General features: G+C 70.0%; 14 protein-coding genes. 5 read left to right on the top strand and 9 right to left on the bottom strand.

What is annotated here, in order from left to right:
• The first annotated feature begins 104 nt into the window (after nucleotides 1-104).
• Nucleotides 105-851: a class I SAM-dependent methyltransferase gene (locus tag ACZ79I_RS26240; RefSeq protein ID WP_471499982.1), complete on the top strand. Its 747-nt coding sequence runs from the start codon at nucleotides 105-107 to the stop codon at nucleotides 849-851.
• Here ACZ79I_RS26240 and ACZ79I_RS26235 read toward each other — a convergent pair.
• The 7 genes from ACZ79I_RS26235 to ACZ79I_RS26205 form a co-directional block, all read right to left on the bottom strand.
• Nucleotides 848-1,993: an ABC transporter ATP-binding protein gene (locus ACZ79I_RS26235; protein ID WP_471499980.1), complete on the bottom strand. Its 1,146-nt coding sequence runs from the start codon at nucleotides 1,991-1,993 to the stop codon at nucleotides 848-850. The genes ACZ79I_RS26240 and ACZ79I_RS26235 overlap by 4 nt on opposite strands.
• A 13-nt stretch (nucleotides 1,994-2,006) precedes the next feature.
• A complete protein-coding gene (locus ACZ79I_RS26230) occupies nucleotides 2,007-3,068 on the bottom strand; it encodes an ABC transporter ATP-binding protein (RefSeq protein ID WP_471499978.1) in 1,062 nt (353 codons plus the stop codon).
• 9 nt (nucleotides 3,069-3,077) lie between these two features.
• Complete coding sequence (locus ACZ79I_RS26225) at nucleotides 3,078-4,058, bottom strand: ABC transporter permease (RefSeq protein ID WP_471499976.1); 981 nt, start codon at nucleotides 4,056-4,058, stop codon at nucleotides 3,078-3,080.
• 94 nt (nucleotides 4,059-4,152) lie between these two features.
• Nucleotides 4,153-5,958 (bottom strand): ABC transporter substrate-binding protein, encoded by a 1,806-nt coding sequence (locus ACZ79I_RS26220; RefSeq protein ID WP_471499975.1) that lies wholly within the window; start codon nucleotides 5,956-5,958, stop codon nucleotides 4,153-4,155.
• A 137-nt stretch (nucleotides 5,959-6,095) separates the two neighbouring features.
• Complete coding sequence (locus ACZ79I_RS26215) at nucleotides 6,096-7,127, bottom strand: ABC transporter permease (RefSeq protein ID WP_471499973.1); 1,032 nt, start codon at nucleotides 7,125-7,127, stop codon at nucleotides 6,096-6,098.
• Between the two features lie 637 nt (nucleotides 7,128-7,764).
• Nucleotides 7,765-9,672 carry a translational GTPase TypA gene (gene typA / locus ACZ79I_RS26210; RefSeq protein WP_471505220.1) on the bottom strand — a complete coding sequence of 636 codons (1,908 nt, stop codon included), beginning with the start codon at nucleotides 9,670-9,672 and terminating at the stop codon, nucleotides 7,765-7,767.
• Between the two features lie 330 nt (nucleotides 9,673-10,002).
• The gene (locus tag ACZ79I_RS26205) at nucleotides 10,003-12,099 is read right to left on the bottom strand and encodes an ABC transporter family substrate-binding protein (RefSeq protein ID WP_471499971.1); all 2,097 of its coding nucleotides are present in this window, start codon (nucleotides 12,097-12,099) and stop codon (nucleotides 10,003-10,005) included.
• A gap of 362 nt (nucleotides 12,100-12,461) precedes the next feature.
• Here ACZ79I_RS26205 and ACZ79I_RS26200 point away from each other — a divergent pair, with 362 nt between their 5' ends.
• From ACZ79I_RS26200 to ACZ79I_RS26185, 4 genes are all read left to right on the top strand, one after another.
• Nucleotides 12,462-12,752 carry a hypothetical protein gene (locus ACZ79I_RS26200; RefSeq protein WP_471499970.1) on the top strand — a complete coding sequence of 97 codons (291 nt, stop codon included), beginning with the start codon at nucleotides 12,462-12,464 and terminating at the stop codon, nucleotides 12,750-12,752.
• A gap of 87 nt (nucleotides 12,753-12,839) precedes the next feature.
• Nucleotides 12,840-13,676, top strand: coding sequence for a hypothetical protein (locus ACZ79I_RS26195; protein WP_471499968.1), 837 nt, complete (start codon nucleotides 12,840-12,842; stop codon nucleotides 13,674-13,676).
• Nucleotides 13,676-15,616, top strand: a complete 1,941-nt coding sequence (locus tag ACZ79I_RS26190) for a fumarate reductase/succinate dehydrogenase flavoprotein subunit (protein WP_471499966.1) — start codon at nucleotides 13,676-13,678, stop codon at nucleotides 15,614-15,616. The genes ACZ79I_RS26195 and ACZ79I_RS26190 overlap by 1 nt, the downstream gene beginning before the upstream one ends.
• A complete protein-coding gene (locus tag ACZ79I_RS26185; RefSeq protein ID WP_471499964.1) occupies nucleotides 15,613-16,389 on the top strand; it encodes a succinate dehydrogenase/fumarate reductase iron-sulfur subunit in 777 nt (258 codons plus the stop codon). The genes ACZ79I_RS26190 and ACZ79I_RS26185 overlap by 4 nt, the downstream gene beginning before the upstream one ends.
• Here ACZ79I_RS26185 and ACZ79I_RS26180 read toward each other — a convergent pair.
• Nucleotides 16,364-17,359 (bottom strand): phosphotransferase, encoded by a 996-nt coding sequence (locus ACZ79I_RS26180; RefSeq protein WP_471499962.1) that lies wholly within the window; start codon nucleotides 17,357-17,359, stop codon nucleotides 16,364-16,366. The two genes, ACZ79I_RS26185 and ACZ79I_RS26180, sit on opposite strands and share 26 nt — an antisense overlap.
• On the bottom strand, nucleotides 17,356-17,658 hold the full coding sequence (locus ACZ79I_RS26175; RefSeq protein WP_471499961.1) for a hypothetical protein: 303 nt from the start codon (nucleotides 17,656-17,658) through the stop codon (nucleotides 17,356-17,358). Before ACZ79I_RS26175 ends, ACZ79I_RS26180 begins: the two co-directional genes overlap by 4 nt.
• Nucleotides 17,659-17,757 lie beyond the last annotated feature (99 nt).

Below are 17,757 nucleotides of genomic sequence, written 5' to 3'. Positions count from 1 at the left end.
AGAACCCGGCCCGAAAACGGGCGCCCGCCCGCGTCTCGACAAAGTCCCGGTACAGTCCGCCCCATCTCGGTTCGGGCGCGGGACGGACGTGAAACACTGCCTCGATGGCCGACCGCGCGTTCACCGATGCCGCCCTCGCCGGGCTGTACGACAGCCTCAATCCATGGGGGCCGGGTGACGACTTCTACCTGGCGCTCGTGATGTCCGCGCGGAGCGTGCTGGACATCGGGTGCGGTACCGGCGCGCTGCTCGCACAGGCCCGGGAGAAGGGGCACGACGGGCGGCTGTGCGGCCTCGATCCCGCCGCCGCGATGCTCGTGCAGGCACGGCGCCGCGCCCCCGATGTCGAGTGGGTGCTCGGCGATCTGCTTTCCCGGCGCTGGCAGGACGCCTTCGACCTGGTCGTGATGACCGGGCACGCCTTTCAGGCGCTCGTCGGCGACGAGGAGTTACGGGTGTGCCTGGGGGCCGTGCACGAGGCCCTCGCCGACGGAGGGCGGTTCGTCTTCGAGACCCGGAACCCGGCCGCCCGCGCCTGGGAGGCGTGGACCCCGGACCGGGTGCGCGAGGTGCCGTGCGGCGACGGCGGCGTCGTACGGGTCCGGCACGAGGTCGAGACGCCGGTGCACGGGGACCGGGTGACGTTCACCGAGACCTTCGACGGCACCGGCTGGGAGCGCCCCCGGGTCAGCCGCAGCACTCTGCGGTTCCTCGGGCCCGAGGGTCTGTCCCAGGCGCTGGCCGGGGCCGGGCTGGCGATCGTCGAGCAGTACGGGGACTGGGGGCGAGGGCCGCTCACCCCCACGAGCCCCGAGATCGTCACCGTGGCCGGCCCGGCCCGGGAGTCCTAGTTCTCCGCGGCGTCCTCCAGCGCGGCCAGTGCCGGGTCCAGGACGATGTCCTCGTCCCGTGCCTCGGTCGTCGGGTCCTCCGGGAAGTGGCAGGCCGTCAGATGGCCCGCGCGGTTGCCGGAGAGCCGGACCAGCGGCGGCTCCTGCGTGGCGCACTTGTCCTGCGCCTTCCAGCAGCGGGTGCGGAAGCGGCAGCCGGACGGCGGCGCGATCGGCGACGGCACGTCGCCCGCGAGGCGGATCCGCTCGCGCCCGCCCTCCTCGGCGCCGTCCAGGCTCACCTCGGGCACGGCGGACAGCAGCGCGTGGGTGTAGGGGTGGCGGGGGCGCTGGTAGATCGAGTCGCGGTCGCCGACCTCGATGATCTTGCCGAGGTACATCACGGCGACGCGCTGGGAGAAGTGCCGCACGACGGCCAGGTCGTGGGCGATGAACAGGAAGGCGATGCCCAGGTCCTTCTGCACCTGCTGGAGGAGGTTGACCACCTGGGCCTGGATGGAGACGTCGAGGGCGGAGACCGGTTCGTCCGCGACGATCAGCTTCGGCTCCAGGGCCAGGGCGCGGGCGACGCCGATGCGCTGGCGCTGGCCGCCGGAGAACTCGTGCGGGAAGCGGTTGTAGTGCTCCGGGTTGAGGCCCACGATCTCCAGGAGTTCACGGACGCGCTTCTCCGGTCCGCCCGGCGGGTTGATGCCGTTGATCTCCATCGGACCGGAGATGATCTTGCCCACCGTCTGCCGCGGGTTCAGCGACGAGTACGGGTCCTGGAAGATCATCTGGATCTCGGAGCGGACCGGCGCGAGCTGCTTGCGGGTGGCGTGGGTGATGTCCTGGCCGCGGTAGGAGATCTTCCCGTCCGTGGGCTCCAGCAGGCGGGTGATCAGCCGGCCGGTGGTGGACTTGCCGCAGCCCGACTCGCCCACCAGGCCGAAGCTCTCGCCCACCCCCACGGTCAGGTCGATGCCGTCCACGGCCTGCACCGCGCCGATCGTGCGGCGGATGGGGAAGCCGCCCTTGACCGGGAAGTGCTTGACCAGGTTCTCGACCACCAGCAGCGGCTCACCCGGGGCGCCCGCGGCCTCGTCGCGCGGAGCGGGCAGGGTGGCCTCGTCCTTCGTGAGGTCCACGACCTCTTCCTTCATGACGGTGTTCTCCCTACCGCAACCGGGGCTTGATCTGCTCGACGAAGATGGTCCGCTTCTGCTCGGCCGTGAGGTGGCAGGCCGAACCCCGGCCTGGCGGCAGCACCGGCGGCTCGTCCACGCACCGGGTGCCGCCCACCTCGCTCTGGAAGGAGCACCGGGGGTGGAAACGGCACCCCGACGGCGGGTTCAGCAACGACGGCGGTGCCCCGGGGATCGGCGCGAGCGGTGTGCCGAGGTCCGAGTCGAGGCGCGGCATGGAGTTCAACAGGCCCCAGGTGTAGGGGTGTTGCGGCGACCTCAGCACCTCGTCGACCGTGCCGCGCTCGACCGCCTCCCCGGCGTACATCACCATGATGTCGTCGGCCATGTCGGCGATGACCCCGAGGTCGTGCGTGATGAAGATGATCGCCGAGCCGAACTCCTGCTGGAGGTCCTTGAGCAGGTCGAGGATCTGGGCCTGGACGGTCACGTCGAGGGCCGTGGTGGGCTCGTCGGCGATCAGCAGGTCGGGGTCGCAGACCAGCGCCATCGCAATCATCGCGCGCTGGCGCATACCGCCGGAGAACTGGTGCGGATAGTCCTTGGCCCGCTCCTTGGGGTTGGGGATGCCGACCTTGCCGAGCATCTCCACCGCGCGGTCCCAGGCCGCCCGCTTCGAGGCGCCGGTGTGCTTCATGAACGGCTCGGCGATCTGCCGGCCCACCGTGTAGTAGGGCGACAGCGCGGTCAGCGGGTCCTGGAAGATCATCGCGACCTTGTTGCCGCGCAGCTTCTCCAGCTCGGACTCCCGGGCGGTGATCAGCTCCTGGCCGTCCAGCACGATCTCGCCGTCGACCGTGGTGAACATCGGGTTGTGCAGCCCGAGGATGGTCAGGTTGGTCACCGACTTGCCCGAGCCGGACTCGCCCACGATGCCGAGGGTCCTGCCCCGTTCCAGGTCGAAGGAGAGCCCGTTCACGGCGCGGACGACGCCGTCCTCCGTGCGGAAACTGACGTACAGGTCCCGCACGGAGAGGAAGGCGCCGGCGCCGGCCGGGGCGGGAGCGCCCGATTCCTTGGTCACTGTGGTCACGGAATGCTCCTAGGAGAGCCGCACACGCGGGTCGATGAACGCGTAGCAGGCATCCACGATGATGTTGAACAGCAGGATCATGGCGGCGGAGAACAGCATCACGCCGAGCAGCAGCGGCAGGTCGCTGAAGAACACCGCCTGCACGGCGAGCTGGCCGAGTCCCGGGAGGCCGAAGGTGTACTCGGTGATGATCGCGCCGCCCAGCAGGGAGCCGAGGTCGATGCCGAAGATGGTCACGATGGGGATCAGCGAACCGCGCCAGGCGTAGCGGAAGAAGACGTAGCGGCGGGACATGCCCTTCGCGCGGGCGGTGCGCACATGTTCTTCCTGGAGCTGCTCGATCATCGACGAGCGCGCCATACGGGTGTACTGCGCGGCGAAGATCGTGGAGAGGATCACCCAGGGGATGATCAGGCCCGTGAACCAGGTGGCCGGGTTGGCGGTGAGGTCGTTGTAGGCGGGCTTGTCGAACAGGTGCGACTGGTAGACGAGCGCCGCCAGGGCCAGCGGTCCGAGGAAGTAGATCTGCATCGAGCTCAGCACCATCGAGCCGGCCGTGACCGTCTTGTCGACCATCGTGCCGCGCTTCCAGGCGGCGAGCATGCCGGTGCCGAGGCCCACCACGAGGAAGCACACGGCCGCGCCCAGCGTCAGCGAGACGGTGGTGGGCAGACGGTCCATCAGGGTGCCCCACACCTGCTCGTTGGTGTGGTACGAGTACCCGAAGCACGGGGCCGGGCACGGACCCTGGTCGAAGTCGTTGCTGCCCAGGACCATGTTGTGCAGGAAGGTCAGGTACTGCTCGGGGATGGACTTGTCCAGGCCGAGGACATGGTGGATGTTCTCGAGGTTGGCCGGCGTGCACGTCTTGCCGCACATCAGCAGCGCCGGGTCCCGTGGCATCCCGAAGAAGAGCAGGAACGTGATGATGCTCAGCAGGAAGAGGATGACGGCGGCGCCGAGTGTCCGGCGGATGATGAAGCGCAGCATGGCAGGGGCAGCTCTCAGACGTCAGCGGGCCGGGCGTGCCCGGTGCGGTCACCCTGTGGGGCGACCGCACCGGGCACCGGGCGCGGATGGCGGATTACTTGACGTACAGACGGCGCGGGTCGACGCCGCCGATCACGTCGTCGTAGACCAGGCCGCCGACCTTGGATCCGGCGATCTGGACCTGCTTGTAGTAGCCGGTCGGGACCTCGTTCACGACCTTCGTGAGCAGGTACTTGTCCAGCTTCTCCCACTCGGCCGCGGCCTTCACCGGGTCGGTGATGGTGTTGATGCGGTCGATCTCGCTGTTCACGTGCGCGTCGTTGACCTGCGAGTAGTTCTGGGCGCCCTCGGCGATCGTACGGCCGTCGTACAGCGGCGGGAGCACGGTCGAGGCGGACGGCCAGTCGGCACCCCACGCGGTGTGGAAGATGTCGTAGTTGTTGTCGAGCTTGCTGACCTGGTCGTAGTACGTCTCGGCCGGGATCTCCTGGCGCTGGACGTCGAAGCCGGCCTTCTTCAGGCCCGCCGCCATGGCGGTGGAGTACTGCTGGCCCTCGGGCGTGTTGATGTAGCCGAAGGTCAGCTTCATGCCGACCTTGCCGGCCTCCTGCAGCAGCTTCTTGGCCTTGTCCGGGTCACCCGCCGGCTTCTTCTTCTTGCCGAAGGGGTCGAACGACGCGTCGTAGCCGCTGACGGTCGGGCTGAGCAGACCGCCGGCGACCTCCATCGCCGCGCTGCCGCCGTAGGCGCGCACGAACGGCGTGATGGGCAGGGCGTAGGCGATGGCCTGACGGATCTTGATGTCCTTCAGCGCCGGGTGGCTCATGTTGATGTTCATCTGGCCGACGTACGGCTGGTAGCCGGAGATGACCCGGGGCTTGAACTTCGGGTCGCTGAGGACCTTGGAGAGGTTGCCCGCGTCGACCTGGTTGTTGAAGCTGACGCCGGTCTGGTCGGCGCCGCTGTCGGCCAGCAGCGCCTTGGTGGACGCCTCGTACTGCTGGTTGAAGGTGAAGTTGAACTGGTCCACGTACTGGTGGCGGATCGGGTCCGTCTTCGGGTCCCACTGGTCGTTCTTGACCAGGACCATCGACTTGCCCGACTTGAAGGACTGGATCTTGTACGGGCCGGACGCCACGGGCGCCCTGTCGTACTTCTCCTTGGTGTCGCCCTTGGCCTGCACCACCGCGTAGCCCGCCATGGCCAGCGCGTACGGCAGGTCGGCGTGCGGCTTCTTGAAGTGGAAGACGACGGTTTTGTCGTCCGGCGTCTCAAGGATGCTGTCCGGCAGGTGCTTGCCCTTGTAGGGGCCGTCCTTGAGCAGCTTGCGGTAGTCGGCGCCCGGGGTGTCGGCCAGCCACTGCTGCAGGTAGCTGGGGCCCTGGTTGATGAAGGGCGCGAAGAGCCGCTCGATGCTCTGGCGGACGTCCTTGGAGGTGATCGGCGTCCCGTCCTGGAACTTGATGCCGTCCTTGAGCGTGTACTTCCAGGTCTTGCCGCCGTCCGTCGTGGTGCCGGAGTCGGTGGCCAGGTCGCCGACGACCTCGTGCTTGCTGCCGTCGTCGCTGGTCGCCTTGTAGCCGGTGAGACCTCTGTGGATCAGGGTCGCCAGCGAGCCCTCGTCGGACACGTAGATCTGGCCCGGGTCCAGGTGGGCGTAGCTGTCACGCTGCAGGACCTCCATCGTGCCGCCGCTCTTGGCCCCGGGAACCGGGGCGGCGGGGCCGGTGGAATCCTTGGCGTCCCCGAAACTGATGGACGACTGCTGGCGCTTGGCGTTCGCGTCGTCCTTCTTGCTGTTGTCGCTGCTGCTGCCGCCCTTGCTGCAACCGGTGAGCACAAGAGCTCCGGCCGCGAGCACCGAGATTGCGGCGTATGCCTGGCGTCCGCCCCTACTCATCACTCAGTTTCCCACCCATCTGTGTGTCACCAGTGCGTTTACAAGTGCCGCGGAGTTGTGCGGCGTTGCGTGAAGTTGCCTGGACGCCGCCGTGACGGTGCGTCCGTGAATCGGGGCGCGGGCCCGCAACCCGGCGGTCAGCGCGCCGTCTTGGGATCGAAGGCGTCCCTGACCGAATCCCCGAGCAGGTTGAACGCGACGACGAAGATGATCATCGAGATGCCGGGGAAGAACATGTAGGTGATGTCGTTCTGGAGCACCAGCTCCGTGGACGCCTTGGAGAACATCTGGCCCCAGTCGGGCGTCGGCTCCACGATCCCGACACCCAGATAGGACAGACCCGCCTCGATCGTCACGAAGTTGGGCAGCAGATAGGTGGCCTGCACGAGCAGCGGCGTGACCACGTTGGGCAGGATCTCCTTGCGGATGATCCGCCACGGGGAGGCGCCGCTCACCTTGGCGGCCTCGATGAACTCGCGTTCCCGCAGACTCAGGGTCGTACCGCGGAGGATCCGGGCAAGGCTCATCCAGCCCAGTGCCCACTGGACGGCGATCAGCGCAACCACGCGGACATAGGTCGGCGTCTCATCCCTCGGGCTGACGAAGAGGGAGACCACGACCGGCATACTCGCGATGAAGAACAGCTGCGACGGGAAGGCGAGCAGGAAGTCGATCACACGGCTGATGGCGTAGTCGGCCTTGCCGCCGAGGTAACCCGCCGTGACACCCAGGACGATGCCGGTGAGCACGACGGCGATCGTGACGGCGCAGGAGATCATCAGCGAGGTGCGGATGCCGTAGATCAGCTTGGTGAAGACGTCGTACCCGTTGCCGGGCTCGAGTCCGAACCAGAACTCGCTGCTCATGCCGCCGTTGGGCTGGACGGGCACGCCCGCGCTGTCGAACAGTTCGGGGCGCTCGTCCGCGTACACGGTGTACGGGTCCTTGCCGTACAGCTTGGCGATCAGCGGGGCGAGCAGCCCCGTCAGGAAGAAGAAACCCACGACGTACGCGGAGATCACCCCGGTACGGTCCCGCCTGAAGCGGATCCACATCAGCCGGCCGGGCGATCGGCCCTCCAGCTGTGCGGCCTCGGGCTTCTTCCCCGCTGCCTTCTCGTCGTCCACGACGACCGATGTCCCGCCCTCGGTCTCGAGAGGACTCGTCATGATGCGTCCAATTCATGGGTACGCCGAGCCGGTGACCGCCACAGGGTACGGGCGGGCCACGGCTTGGACCACGTGGATCAGGAAAGACGACTGCCTATCGGTCGCGGTGCGCGACAAGCCGCAGATGAACACGCGTAGTTGGCATCGTGGCCGCCTCCTTGACTCAACCGGTGCACGGACAGGAGGGGTACCCGTCTGCCCTCCGACACCCCTGACGGAAGGTCAAACACCCCACCACTGCTCGTGAGTCCACGCTGTCCCCACAGCGCATGACCCATTGACCCGAGCGTTGCGCCCAACTATCTGCCATGAGCCAGATGCCGACCACAGTCTTTAGGTCTCGGTTCAGTCACAGCTCGCCCGAAGATCTTCCAATATCTGGACAAAGTGATCCGAGAGAGAAGGCCGCGAAACGGACGTGTTACATACCTATCGGTCCGAGGGTTCTGCATTTCGGACACGCGGGACGGGAAAAAACCGGTTGCGCGCGGCCGCGGGGACGGCTGGTTCCGCACCATCCGCACGAGGGCACGGCCGTCACGGCTTCCACACGCGCCACGGACGCACGAAAGCCCGGGCGCACCCCATGATGGGGCCACCCGGGCTTCGGCGGTAGGGAGCCCGAACCGCGCCTGGATCAGGCGTGCTTGGCGCGGCTGGCGGCGCGGGCGCGCTCGCGCTGGTCGAGGACGACCTTGCGGATGCGGACGGCCTCCGGGGTCACCTCGACGCACTCGTCGTCGCGGCAGAACTCCAGGGACTGCTCCAGCGACAGCTTGCGCGGCGGCACGATCGACTCGGCGATGTCCGCCGTGGCCGACCGGATGTTGGTGAGCTTCTTCTCCTTGGTGATGTTGACGTCCATGTCGTCGGAGCGGGAGTTCTCGCCGACGATCATGCCCTCGTACACCTCGGTGCCCGGCTCCACGAACAGCGTGCCGCGCTCCTGGAGATTCGTCATCGCGAACGCCGTGACGGTGCCGGAGCGGTCGGCCACCAGCGAACCGTTGCTGCGGGTCTGCAGGGGGCCGAACCAGGGCTCGTGGCCCTCGTGGATGGAGTGGGCGATACCCGTGCCGCGGGTGCCGGTCAGGAACTCGGTGCGGAAGCCGATGAGACCGCGCGAGGGCACCACGAACTCCATGCGCACCCAGCCGGAGCCGTGGTTGGACATGTTGTCCATACGGCCCTTGCGGACGCCCATCAGCTGGGTGACGGCACCCATGTGCTCCTCGGGCACGTCGATCGTCATGCGTTCGACCGGCTCGTGGACCTTGCCGTCGACCTCCTTGGTGACGACCTGCGGCTTGCCGACCGTCAGCTCGTACCCCTCGCGGCGCATCGTCTCCACCAGGATGGCCAGGGCCAGTTCACCGCGGCCCTGGACCTCCCAGGCGTCCGGCCGCTCGCTGTCCAGGACCCGCAGGGAGACGTTGCCGATCATCTCGCGGTCGAGGCGGTCCTTGACCTGGCGGGCGGTGACCTTGCGGTCCTTGACGGTCGCCTTCACGTTGGCGCCCTTGCCGGTGCCGCCCTTGCCGACCAGCGGCGAGGTGTTGGTGCCGATGACCATGGAGATCGCAGGCTCGTCCACCGTGATCAGCGGCAGCGCGACCGGGTTCTCCGGGTCGGCCAGGGTCTCGCCGATCATGATCTCGGGGATGCCGGCGACGGCGCAGATGTCACCCGGCCCCGCCTTCTCGGCGGGCTTGCGGGTGAGGGCCTCGGTCATCATCAGCTCGCTGATGCGAACGTTGCTGATCGTCCCGTCGCGCTTGATCCAGGCGACGGTCTGGCCCTTGCGCAGCTCGCCCTGCTCCACGCGCAGCAGCGCGATGCGGCCGAGGAAGTTGTCGGCGTCCAGGTTGGTGACGTGTGCCTGGAGCGGGGTCTTTTCGTCGTAGACCGGGGCCGGGATGTGCTCCAGGATCGTGGAGAAGAACGGCTCCAGGCTGGTGGAGTCGGCCGGCACCGTGCCGTCCTGCGGCTTGGTGAGGGAGGCGATGCCGTCGCGGCCGCAGGCGTAGACGATCGGGAACTCGATCTGGTCCTCGTCGGCGTCGAGGTCCAGGAACAGGTCGTACGCCTCGTTGACGACCTCGTCGATACGGGCGTCGGGCCGGTCCGTCTTGTTGATGCACAGGATGACGGGCAGCCGGGCCTGCAGCGCCTTGCGCAGCACGAAGCGGGTCTGCGGCAGCGGGCCCTCGGACGCGTCGACGAGCAGGACGACGCCGTCGACCATCGACAGGCCGCGCTCGACCTCGCCGCCGAAGTCGGCGTGGCCGGGGGTGTCGATGATGTTGATCGTGATCGGTTCCCCGCCGTCCTTCGGGTGGTACTTCACCGCGGTGTTCTTGGCGAGGATCGTGATGCCCTTCTCACGCTCCAGGTCGTTCGAGTCCATGACGCGGTCGTCGACCTGGTCGAGCTGGTGGGCGGCGAAGGCGCCGGCCTGCTTCAGCATGGCGTCGACGATGGTCGTCTTGCCGTGGTCGACGTGGGCGACGATGGCGACGTTGCGGATGTCGTGGCGCGTGGCCATGGTGTGGCGTACTCCCGGAGTGGTGAGGACGGCCTGCGCGTACGTCTGTGTTACGCGGGCCATGCCGGGCTGAACATGCCACGGCCTCACCCCATGGTACGGGTGCGCCGCCGTTCGGGTTCCCCGGGGCGCTGCGGTGCAGCTCAGCCCCGGTGGGGGCCCGGCCGCCGGTCCGGGCCCGGGTGCCGGCGGCGGGGCGGCCGGGACGCCGTGGGACTGGCCGCGGGGTGCGCTGCCGCACGGGCTTTCCGGGTCGCTCGGGGGCACCCCGACCCCCGGCCGGACCCGGCGGCCCACGGCGGGGCGGCCGACAACCAGGCGGCCCGGCGGCTACGACGCCGTGGGACTGGCCGCGGGCCCGGGGCGCGCCCCCTTCTTCAGGAAGCCCATGTCCTCGTAGACGGGGGTCTGGAAGCCGAACGCGCCGGCGTTGGCCAGGGTGGTGCGGGCGGCCGTGAGCTGGGGGCGCTGGTAGAGGGGGATCGAGGCCGCGCCGGCCCAGATGCGGGCGTCGGCCTTGCGCAGCAGGTTCCGCTCCTCGCCGTCGTCCAGCGTGGTGATCGCCTGGTCGAAGAGCTGGTCCACCTGGTCGGTGCCGACGCGGGTGTAGTTCTGCTCGATGTTCAGCGAGCCGTCCGTCCCGGGGACCGGCTTGGCGTAGATCGGCCGGGCGTCCGTGGCGGGATAGGGGGTCACGGGCCACGAGTACAGGGCCAGGTCGTAGTCGCCGGCCGCGATGTGGTCCTTGAAGTAGCCGTTGTCGGGGACCTTGGTGACCTCCGTGCGGATCCCGACCTTGTCCAGCATGCGGGCGATACGGTCGCCGACGGTGCGCAGGGGCCCCGAGCCCGGCCCGTACGGCAGCACGAACCGCAGCTGCAGCGGCTTGCCGTCCTTGACGAGCGTCCCGGCCGCGGCGGCGCCCGGAGCGGGGGTGCCCTTCGGGGCGTAGGCGCCCGGCATCCCTCCCTCCCGGCCGTGCTCCTGCGGGAGCCCACCGTCGATGTGCTTGCCGGCCCGGTCGTCGGCGTGCTGCCCGCCGTGCTTGTCCGAGTGGCCCTGGGGGTCGTCGCGCCCGGGCGCCTTGCCGTCCCCGGCCTCGGAGCCGGACGCCTTCCCGCCTTCGGGCCCGGCGGCCTTCTTCTGCTCCTGGACCGCCCCGCCGCGCTCCCAGCCGGCGTCGGCCAGCAGGGCCTGCGCCTGCCCGGTGTCCTGGCGGCCGAGGGAGCCGCTGCCGTCGCGGTAGGCGTCCTGTCCCGAGAGCGCCAGGTGGCTGCCGACCGGCACCACGGGCAGTCCGAGCGGCTTGAGGACCAGCCCGGCCAGCTCGGTGCGGTCCAGGGCGCGGGCCACGGCCCGGCGCACCCGCTCGTCGGCGAGCGGGCCGTGGGAGCCGTTCAGGGCGAGCTGCATGTAGGCGGGTTCCAGGGACTTGCGGATCTCGATGCCGCGCAGGGGGGACCGCTGCCCGGACTCCGGTGCGCCCCCCTCCCCGTCCTCCCCGGCGGTGGCGGAGGGGCCCTGCAGGGGGGTGGCGCCCTTGTCGCGGGCGGCGAGCGTGATCCGTCCGGCCTCCTCCGGGTCGACGTCCGCCAGGTCGATCCTGCCCTCCCCGAGGGCCGTGGCCCGCTCGTCGCGGGGCACGGCCACGAGCACGATCTCGGAGAGCTTGGCGGGCCGGCCCCACCAGCGCGGACTGCGGGTGAGGGTGACGTCGCCCTTCTTGTGGTCGACCCCCTTGAGGGCGAACGGCCCGGCGGTGACCTTGAGGTTTCTGCGCGCCCCGTCGTTGAAGGAGTCCGGGGTGCCGGTGACGTCCTTCGGGTACAGCGGCGAGAACAGCGACCGCCAGTCGGCGTACGGCTTGGCGAAGGTGACCTTGACCTCGGCGTTGTTCCGGCCGCGCTCGATCTTCTCGATGCGGTCGTAGCCGGCGTTGCGGGCGGTCCAGTACGCGCTGTCCTTGCCGGACAGGGCGCGCCACTGGGCGGCGAAGTCGTCGGCGCCGACCTCCCGGCCGTCGCTCCAGACGGCCTGCTGGTCGAGCCGGTAGACGACGACCTGCTTCGGCTCGGTCGAGACGACCTTCGCGGACTGGAGGAAGTCGGGGTCGCGCTGCGGCCGGCCGTTCGCGTCGAGGCGGAACATCGAGGGCAGGACCGCGCCGGCGATGCGGGTGGTGGCCGCGTCGGCGTCGGACTGGAAGGTGTTCAGGGTCTGCGGCACGGCGTCGATGGCCCAGCGCAGGGTGCCGCCGTCGGCGACGAGGTTGCGGGGGGCCGCGGCGATGTCCTGCGCGGCGACCGGCTTGCTCGTCTTCTCCTTGTCGGCGCTGCAGGCGGCGAGCGCGGACACCGCGAGGATCCCCGCGGTGAGGAACGCGCCCGAGCGCATCACCGCGCGGGGTCCGACGCCGTCGTGGGCCATCACGTCTACCTCTACCTCCGGGAAGCCGCTCATCGCATGAGCGGGGGTTATGATCCGGTTTGGGGGTATTTGGAGCTGATCAGATGTATGGGCCCACTGAAGAGGAAAGGCTTCGGCAGCATGCAGCGACACGGCGGCGGACCCCGGGAACCCCACCCGTCCGGAGCAATGCCCGAGCGGGCCGGGGGCGGGCCGGGGGCGCAGTCCCCAGGGGCATCAGCCGAAACGCACGCCGCACGCACCGGCGCGCATCGGCCAATCCCTGCACGTCCCTTCACACCGGCTGGTGTGACGCGCAACACTCGCAGGCGCATGAACGTCGCCGCCTTGGGCCCAGGGACCCGTGGAAGTGAGGTCACGTCATGTCAGTGTCAGATGAACTGACGTCGGTTCAGCGATGCCTCGACGACCTGTGCCGGTCGGTGGGGCGCCTGGAGCAGCAGATGGGAAGCGGCGGGCTCGACATACGCCGCGTCCGCGCCGACGCCGACCACCTGCGCGAGAGCGTGGCGCTGCTGCGCGAGGCCGCGGCCGCGCCCGCCGCGACCCGGCGGCCCGATCTGGTGACGATCCCCGACACCCCGTACGACACCACCCTGTGGACGGACTCGGACGACGAGGGTCTCGGCGCCCGGGGCCGCCACGCCCCCTGAACCCGCCGGCGCGGGCGCCGACGGCGCGCGCCGGTGACTCCGGCGCCCCGGAGGCGAACCGGGCCCCTGAAGAAAGTGCGTCCCAAGTTGGCCACTGGAACGGAACCCCCCGACACGGAATCCCACGCGGTCCGCGGCGGCGTACGAACGGGTACGCGCGCCGCGATCGCCGCCCGGCATCTGCGCTCCGACCGATGGTGGCTGGCCCCGGCCGGCACCGTCGCAGGGCTGCTGGCCTTCGTCGTGTACTCGACCTGGCGGGCCTTCGCCGACGCGGACTACTACGCGGCGCCCTACGTCTCACCGTTCTACTCGCCCTGTCTGGCGACACGGTGCCAGACCATGCAGGCGGGACCCAACGCCGATCTCTTCGGCGGCTGGTGGGCGATCTCCCCGGCGATCATCATCCTGATCTTCCCGCTGGGCTTCCGCCTGACCTGCTACTACTACCGCAAGGCCTACTACCGCGGCTTCTGGATGGCGCCACCGGCCTGCGCGGTGGCCGAACCGCACGGGAAGTACACCGGCGAGACCCGCTTCCCGCTGATCCTGCAGAACATCCACCGGTACTTCTTCTACGCGGCGCTGCTCGTGGCGGGCGTCCTCACCTATGACACGGTGCTCACCTTCCGCGACGAGCACCACCGCTGGGGCCACATGGGCCTGGGCACCGTGGTCTTCCTGGTGAACATCGTGCTGATCTGGGCGTACACCCTCTCCTGCCACTCCTGCCGGCACATCGTCGCGGGCAGGCTCAAGCACTTCTCCAAGCATCCCGTGCGCTACCGGGCGTGGCAGCTCATCAGCAGGATGAACGCCCGCCACATGCAGCTGGCCTGGGCCTCCCTGTTCAGCGTGGCCCTGGCCGATCTCTACGTGTACCTGGTGGCGTCCGGCGCCTTCGACGATCCGAGGTTCTTCTGATGTCCGTGATCGACCGGCAGGAGTGGGACGTGGTCGTGGTCGGGGCCGGCGGTGCCGGTCTGCGGGCCGCCGTCGAGGCGCGCGAGCGCGGCGCCCGCACCGCCGTGATCTGCAAGTCGCTGTTCGGCAAGGCGCACACGGTGATGGCCGAGGGCGGCATCGCGGCGGCGATGGGCAACGTCAACCCGCACGACTCCTGGCAGGTGCACTTCCGCGACACCATGCGGGGCGGCAAGTTCCTCAACCAGTGGCGGATGGCCGAGCTGCACGCGCGGGAGGCCCCGGACCGGGTCTGGGAGCTGGAGACCTGGGGCGCCCTCTTCGACCGTACGAAGGACGGGCGCATCTCGCAGCGCAACTTCGGCGGTCACGAGTATCCGCGCCTCGCGCACGTCGGCGACCGCACGGGCCTGGAGCTGATCCGCACGCTCCAGCAGAAGGTGGTCTCGCTCCAGCAGGAGGACGAGAAGGAGACCGGGGACTACGAGTCACGGCTGAAGGTCTTCCAGGAGTGCACCGTCACCCGGGTCCTGAAGCAGGGCGACCGGGTCTGCGGGGTCTTCGCCTACGAACGCGAGTCCGGGCGCTTCTTCGTCCTGGAGGCGCCCGCCGTGGTGATCGCGACCGGCGGCATCGGCAAGTCCTTCAAGGTGACGTCGAACTCGTGGGAGTACACGGGCGACGGCCACGCGCTGGCCCTGCTCGCCGGGGCGCCGCTGCTGAACATGGAGTTCGTGCAGTTCCATCCCACGGGCATGGTCTGGCCGCCGTCGGTGAAGGGCATCCTCGTCACCGAGTCGGTGCGCGGCGACGGCGGGGTGCTCAGGAACTCCGAGGGCAAGCGGTTCATGTTCGACTACGTCCCCGACGTCTTCAAGGAGAAGTACGCGGAGTCGGAGGAGGAGGGCGACCGCTGGTACGACGACCCGGACCACAACCGGCGCCCGCCGGAGCTGCTCCCCCGTGACGAGGTCGCGCGCGCCATCAACTCCGAGGTGAAGGCGGGCCGCGGCTCCCCGCACGGCGGAGTCTTCCTCGACGTCTCGACACGTATGCCGGCCGAGGTCATCCGGCGCCGGCTGCCGTCCATGTACCACCAGTTCAAGGAGCTGGCGGACGTCGACATCACCGCCGAGGCCATGGAGGTCGGGCCCACCTGCCACTACGTGATGGGCGGCATCGCGGTCGACTCCGACACCGCGGCGGCCCGCGGGGTCGAGGGCCTGTACGCGGCCGGAGAGGTGGCCGGCGGTATGCACGGCTCCAACCGGCTCGGCGGCAACTCGCTGTCCGACCTGCTGGTGTTCGGGCGGCGCGCGGGACTGCACGCCGCCCGGTACGCGACCGGACTGGCCGAGCGCCCCCGCGTGGACGACGGCCAGGTCGACTCGGCGGCGGCGGAGGCCCTGCGCCCCTTCTCGGCGGAGGGGCCGCGGCCCGGCGAGCAGGACGCGGGTCCGCCGGAGAACCCGTACACCCTCCACCAGGAACTCCAGCAGACCATGAACGACCTGGTCGGCATCATCCGCCGCGAGGGGGAGATGGAGCAGGCGCTCAGGAAGCTGGCACAGCTGCGGGTACGGGCCCGCAAGGCGGGCGTCGAGGGGCACCGGCAGTTCAACCCGGGCTGGCACCTCGCCCTCGATCTGCGCAACATGCTGCTGGTCAGCGAGTGCGTGGCACGGGCCGCGCTGGAGCGCACGGAGTCGCGCGGGGGCCATACCCGCGAGGACCACCCGACGATGGACCGCGCCTGGCGCCGCGTCAATCTGCTGTGCCGGCTCACCGACCCCACGGGCGGCCTGGCGGCGACCGACCCGGTCCGCGGCCAGATCAGCCTCACCCGCGAGACCACCCCGCCCATCCGCCCCGACCTGCTCGCCCTCTTCGAGAAGGAGGAGCTGGTCAAGTACCTCACCGAAGAGGAGCTGTACGAGTGAGCAGCTACGAGGCCCGCTTCAAGGTGTGGCGGGGCGATGTGGGCGGCGGCGGCCTGGAGGACTTCGCGGTCGAGGTCAACGACGGCGAGGTGGTGCTGGACATCATCCACCGTCTGCAGGCCACCCAGGCGCCCGACCTCGCCGTGCGCTGGAACTGCAAGGCCGGCAAGTGCGGTTCGTGCTCGGCGGAGATCAACGGGCGGCCGCGGCTGATGTGCATGACGCGGATGTCGGTGTTCGGCCGGGACGAGACGGTCACGGTGACGCCGCTGCGCACCTTCCCGGTGATCCGCGACCTGGTGACGGACGTGGGCTTCAATTACCAGAAGGCGCGGGCGGTCCCGGCCTTCGTGCCGCCCGCCGGCCTGGGCCCGGGCGAGTACCGCATGCAGCAGGAGGACGTGGACCGCTCGCAGGAGTTCCGCAAGTGCATCGAGTGCTTCCTGTGCCAGGACGTCTGCCATGTCGTGCGCGACCACGAGGAGAACAAGAAGGTGTTCGCGGGCCCGCGCTTCCTGATGCGGGTGGCGGAACTCGACATGCATCCCCTGGACGCGGCGGCTGAGAGGGGCCTGGACCGCAAGCGCACCGCCCAGGACGAACACGGCCTCGGCTACTGCAACATCACCAAGTGCTGCACCGACGTGTGCCCCGAGGGCATCAGGATCACGGACAACGCCCTGATCCCGATGAAGGAACGGGCGATCGACCGCAAGTACGACCCTCTGGTGTGGCTGGGGTCGAAGATCAGGCGGCGTCCCGCAGAAGGGTGAGCGTGCGGCCGACGTTGTACTCGGCGATCGCCCGCATCGTCCCCGGCTCCGGGAAGTCACCCTCCAGGAGCCGGAGGGGTCCCGCCACCAGGGAGAGGTGCATCGCCAGGCGGTAGAGGCGCAGGCGGTCCTCGTCGAGGCCGCCGGTGCGCAGGGCGTCGTAGTGGGGGCCGAAGCGCAGTTCCAGGAACACGTGCTCCCACTCGGCGTCGAAGTACATCAGGCCCTCGATGTCGATCAGCACGGCACGGCCGTCCGCGTCCACCAGGACGTGGTCCGGGCCCAGCTCGCCGTGGACGAGGGTGTGGCGGGTGCGGGGGCGGACGGCCCGCGCCCAGGCATCGACGCGCGCGGCCAGCCGCTCGCGCACCGCCGCGATCCGCGGCTCCCTGGCCGCGGCCTCCTCGATGTCCCGCAGGGCCCTGTCGCGTACGAGGGCCGCGCAGGAGGTGCCGTCGGCGCGCTCTCCGCGGTCGAGGGCGGCGACCTTGCCGAAGCCGGGTGCCGTGTGGGCGCGCAGCGCGGCCAGGGCGGTCGCGAGGTCCCTCAGCGGGGCCGCCGCCGCGGGCGGATCGCCGTCCAGCAGCTCCGCCAGGCCCCCGCCGGGGATGTCCTCGACGACCGCCGCGTCCGCCGGGAGGCGCCGGTGGGTGGGGTCGGCGAGCAGGAGGCGGGGCGTGCGCACGCCGAGGGCCGCCAGACGGTCGTGGGAGGCCGTGAACAGGTCGAGGCCCGAGGCGTGCGAGAAGGGGTCGCGGGGGTCGGCGGCCGGCTCGTCCCAGTAGTCCTCGGCCGCCGACCAGACGTAGACGACGGCGGTGGAGCCGTCGTCCAGGCCGAGGCGGTAGACGCCCTTCTTGCTGCCGCCGCGCAGCCGCCGGACCGTCTCCAGGCGGCGCCCGGCCCCCAGCGCCGCGCGCGCCAGGGGCGCCAGCTCGTCCCGGGTGAGGGGCCTGCGCGCGGCCGTCATACGGGGGTGCGGCCGGGGCGCCGGCCGCGGAACTGCATCACCGCGCCGGTGAGGAAGAGGACCATGCCGACGCCGAAGACGACATCGAGGAGGGTGAGGTCGCCGCGCACCGTGTCGCCGAACCGGAACAGCGCCACTCCCGCACAGCTCAGCAGGGCTCCCGAGCCCCACAGACGCGGCCGCGCGATCTGCCCCTCCAGCCACGGAAGGACCCTGTCGGACGTGATGGCCACCACCCCCGCACCGGCGTAGAGCACCAGGGCGACCCCCACCGCGATCAGCGAGACGACATGCAACACCGAACCCCCCTTGGATCCTCGCCCTGATCATGGCACCGCGGTCCGCGCGCGGCCAGGCCCGCCCCCTGTGACTCCGCGGACATGCCGTATCGGGCGCAC

Source organism: Streptomyces sp. PSU-S4-23 (assembly GCF_055632315.1).
Note: the sequence above shows the minus strand (reverse complement) of the source record. Positions and strands in the feature narration are given on the sequence as shown.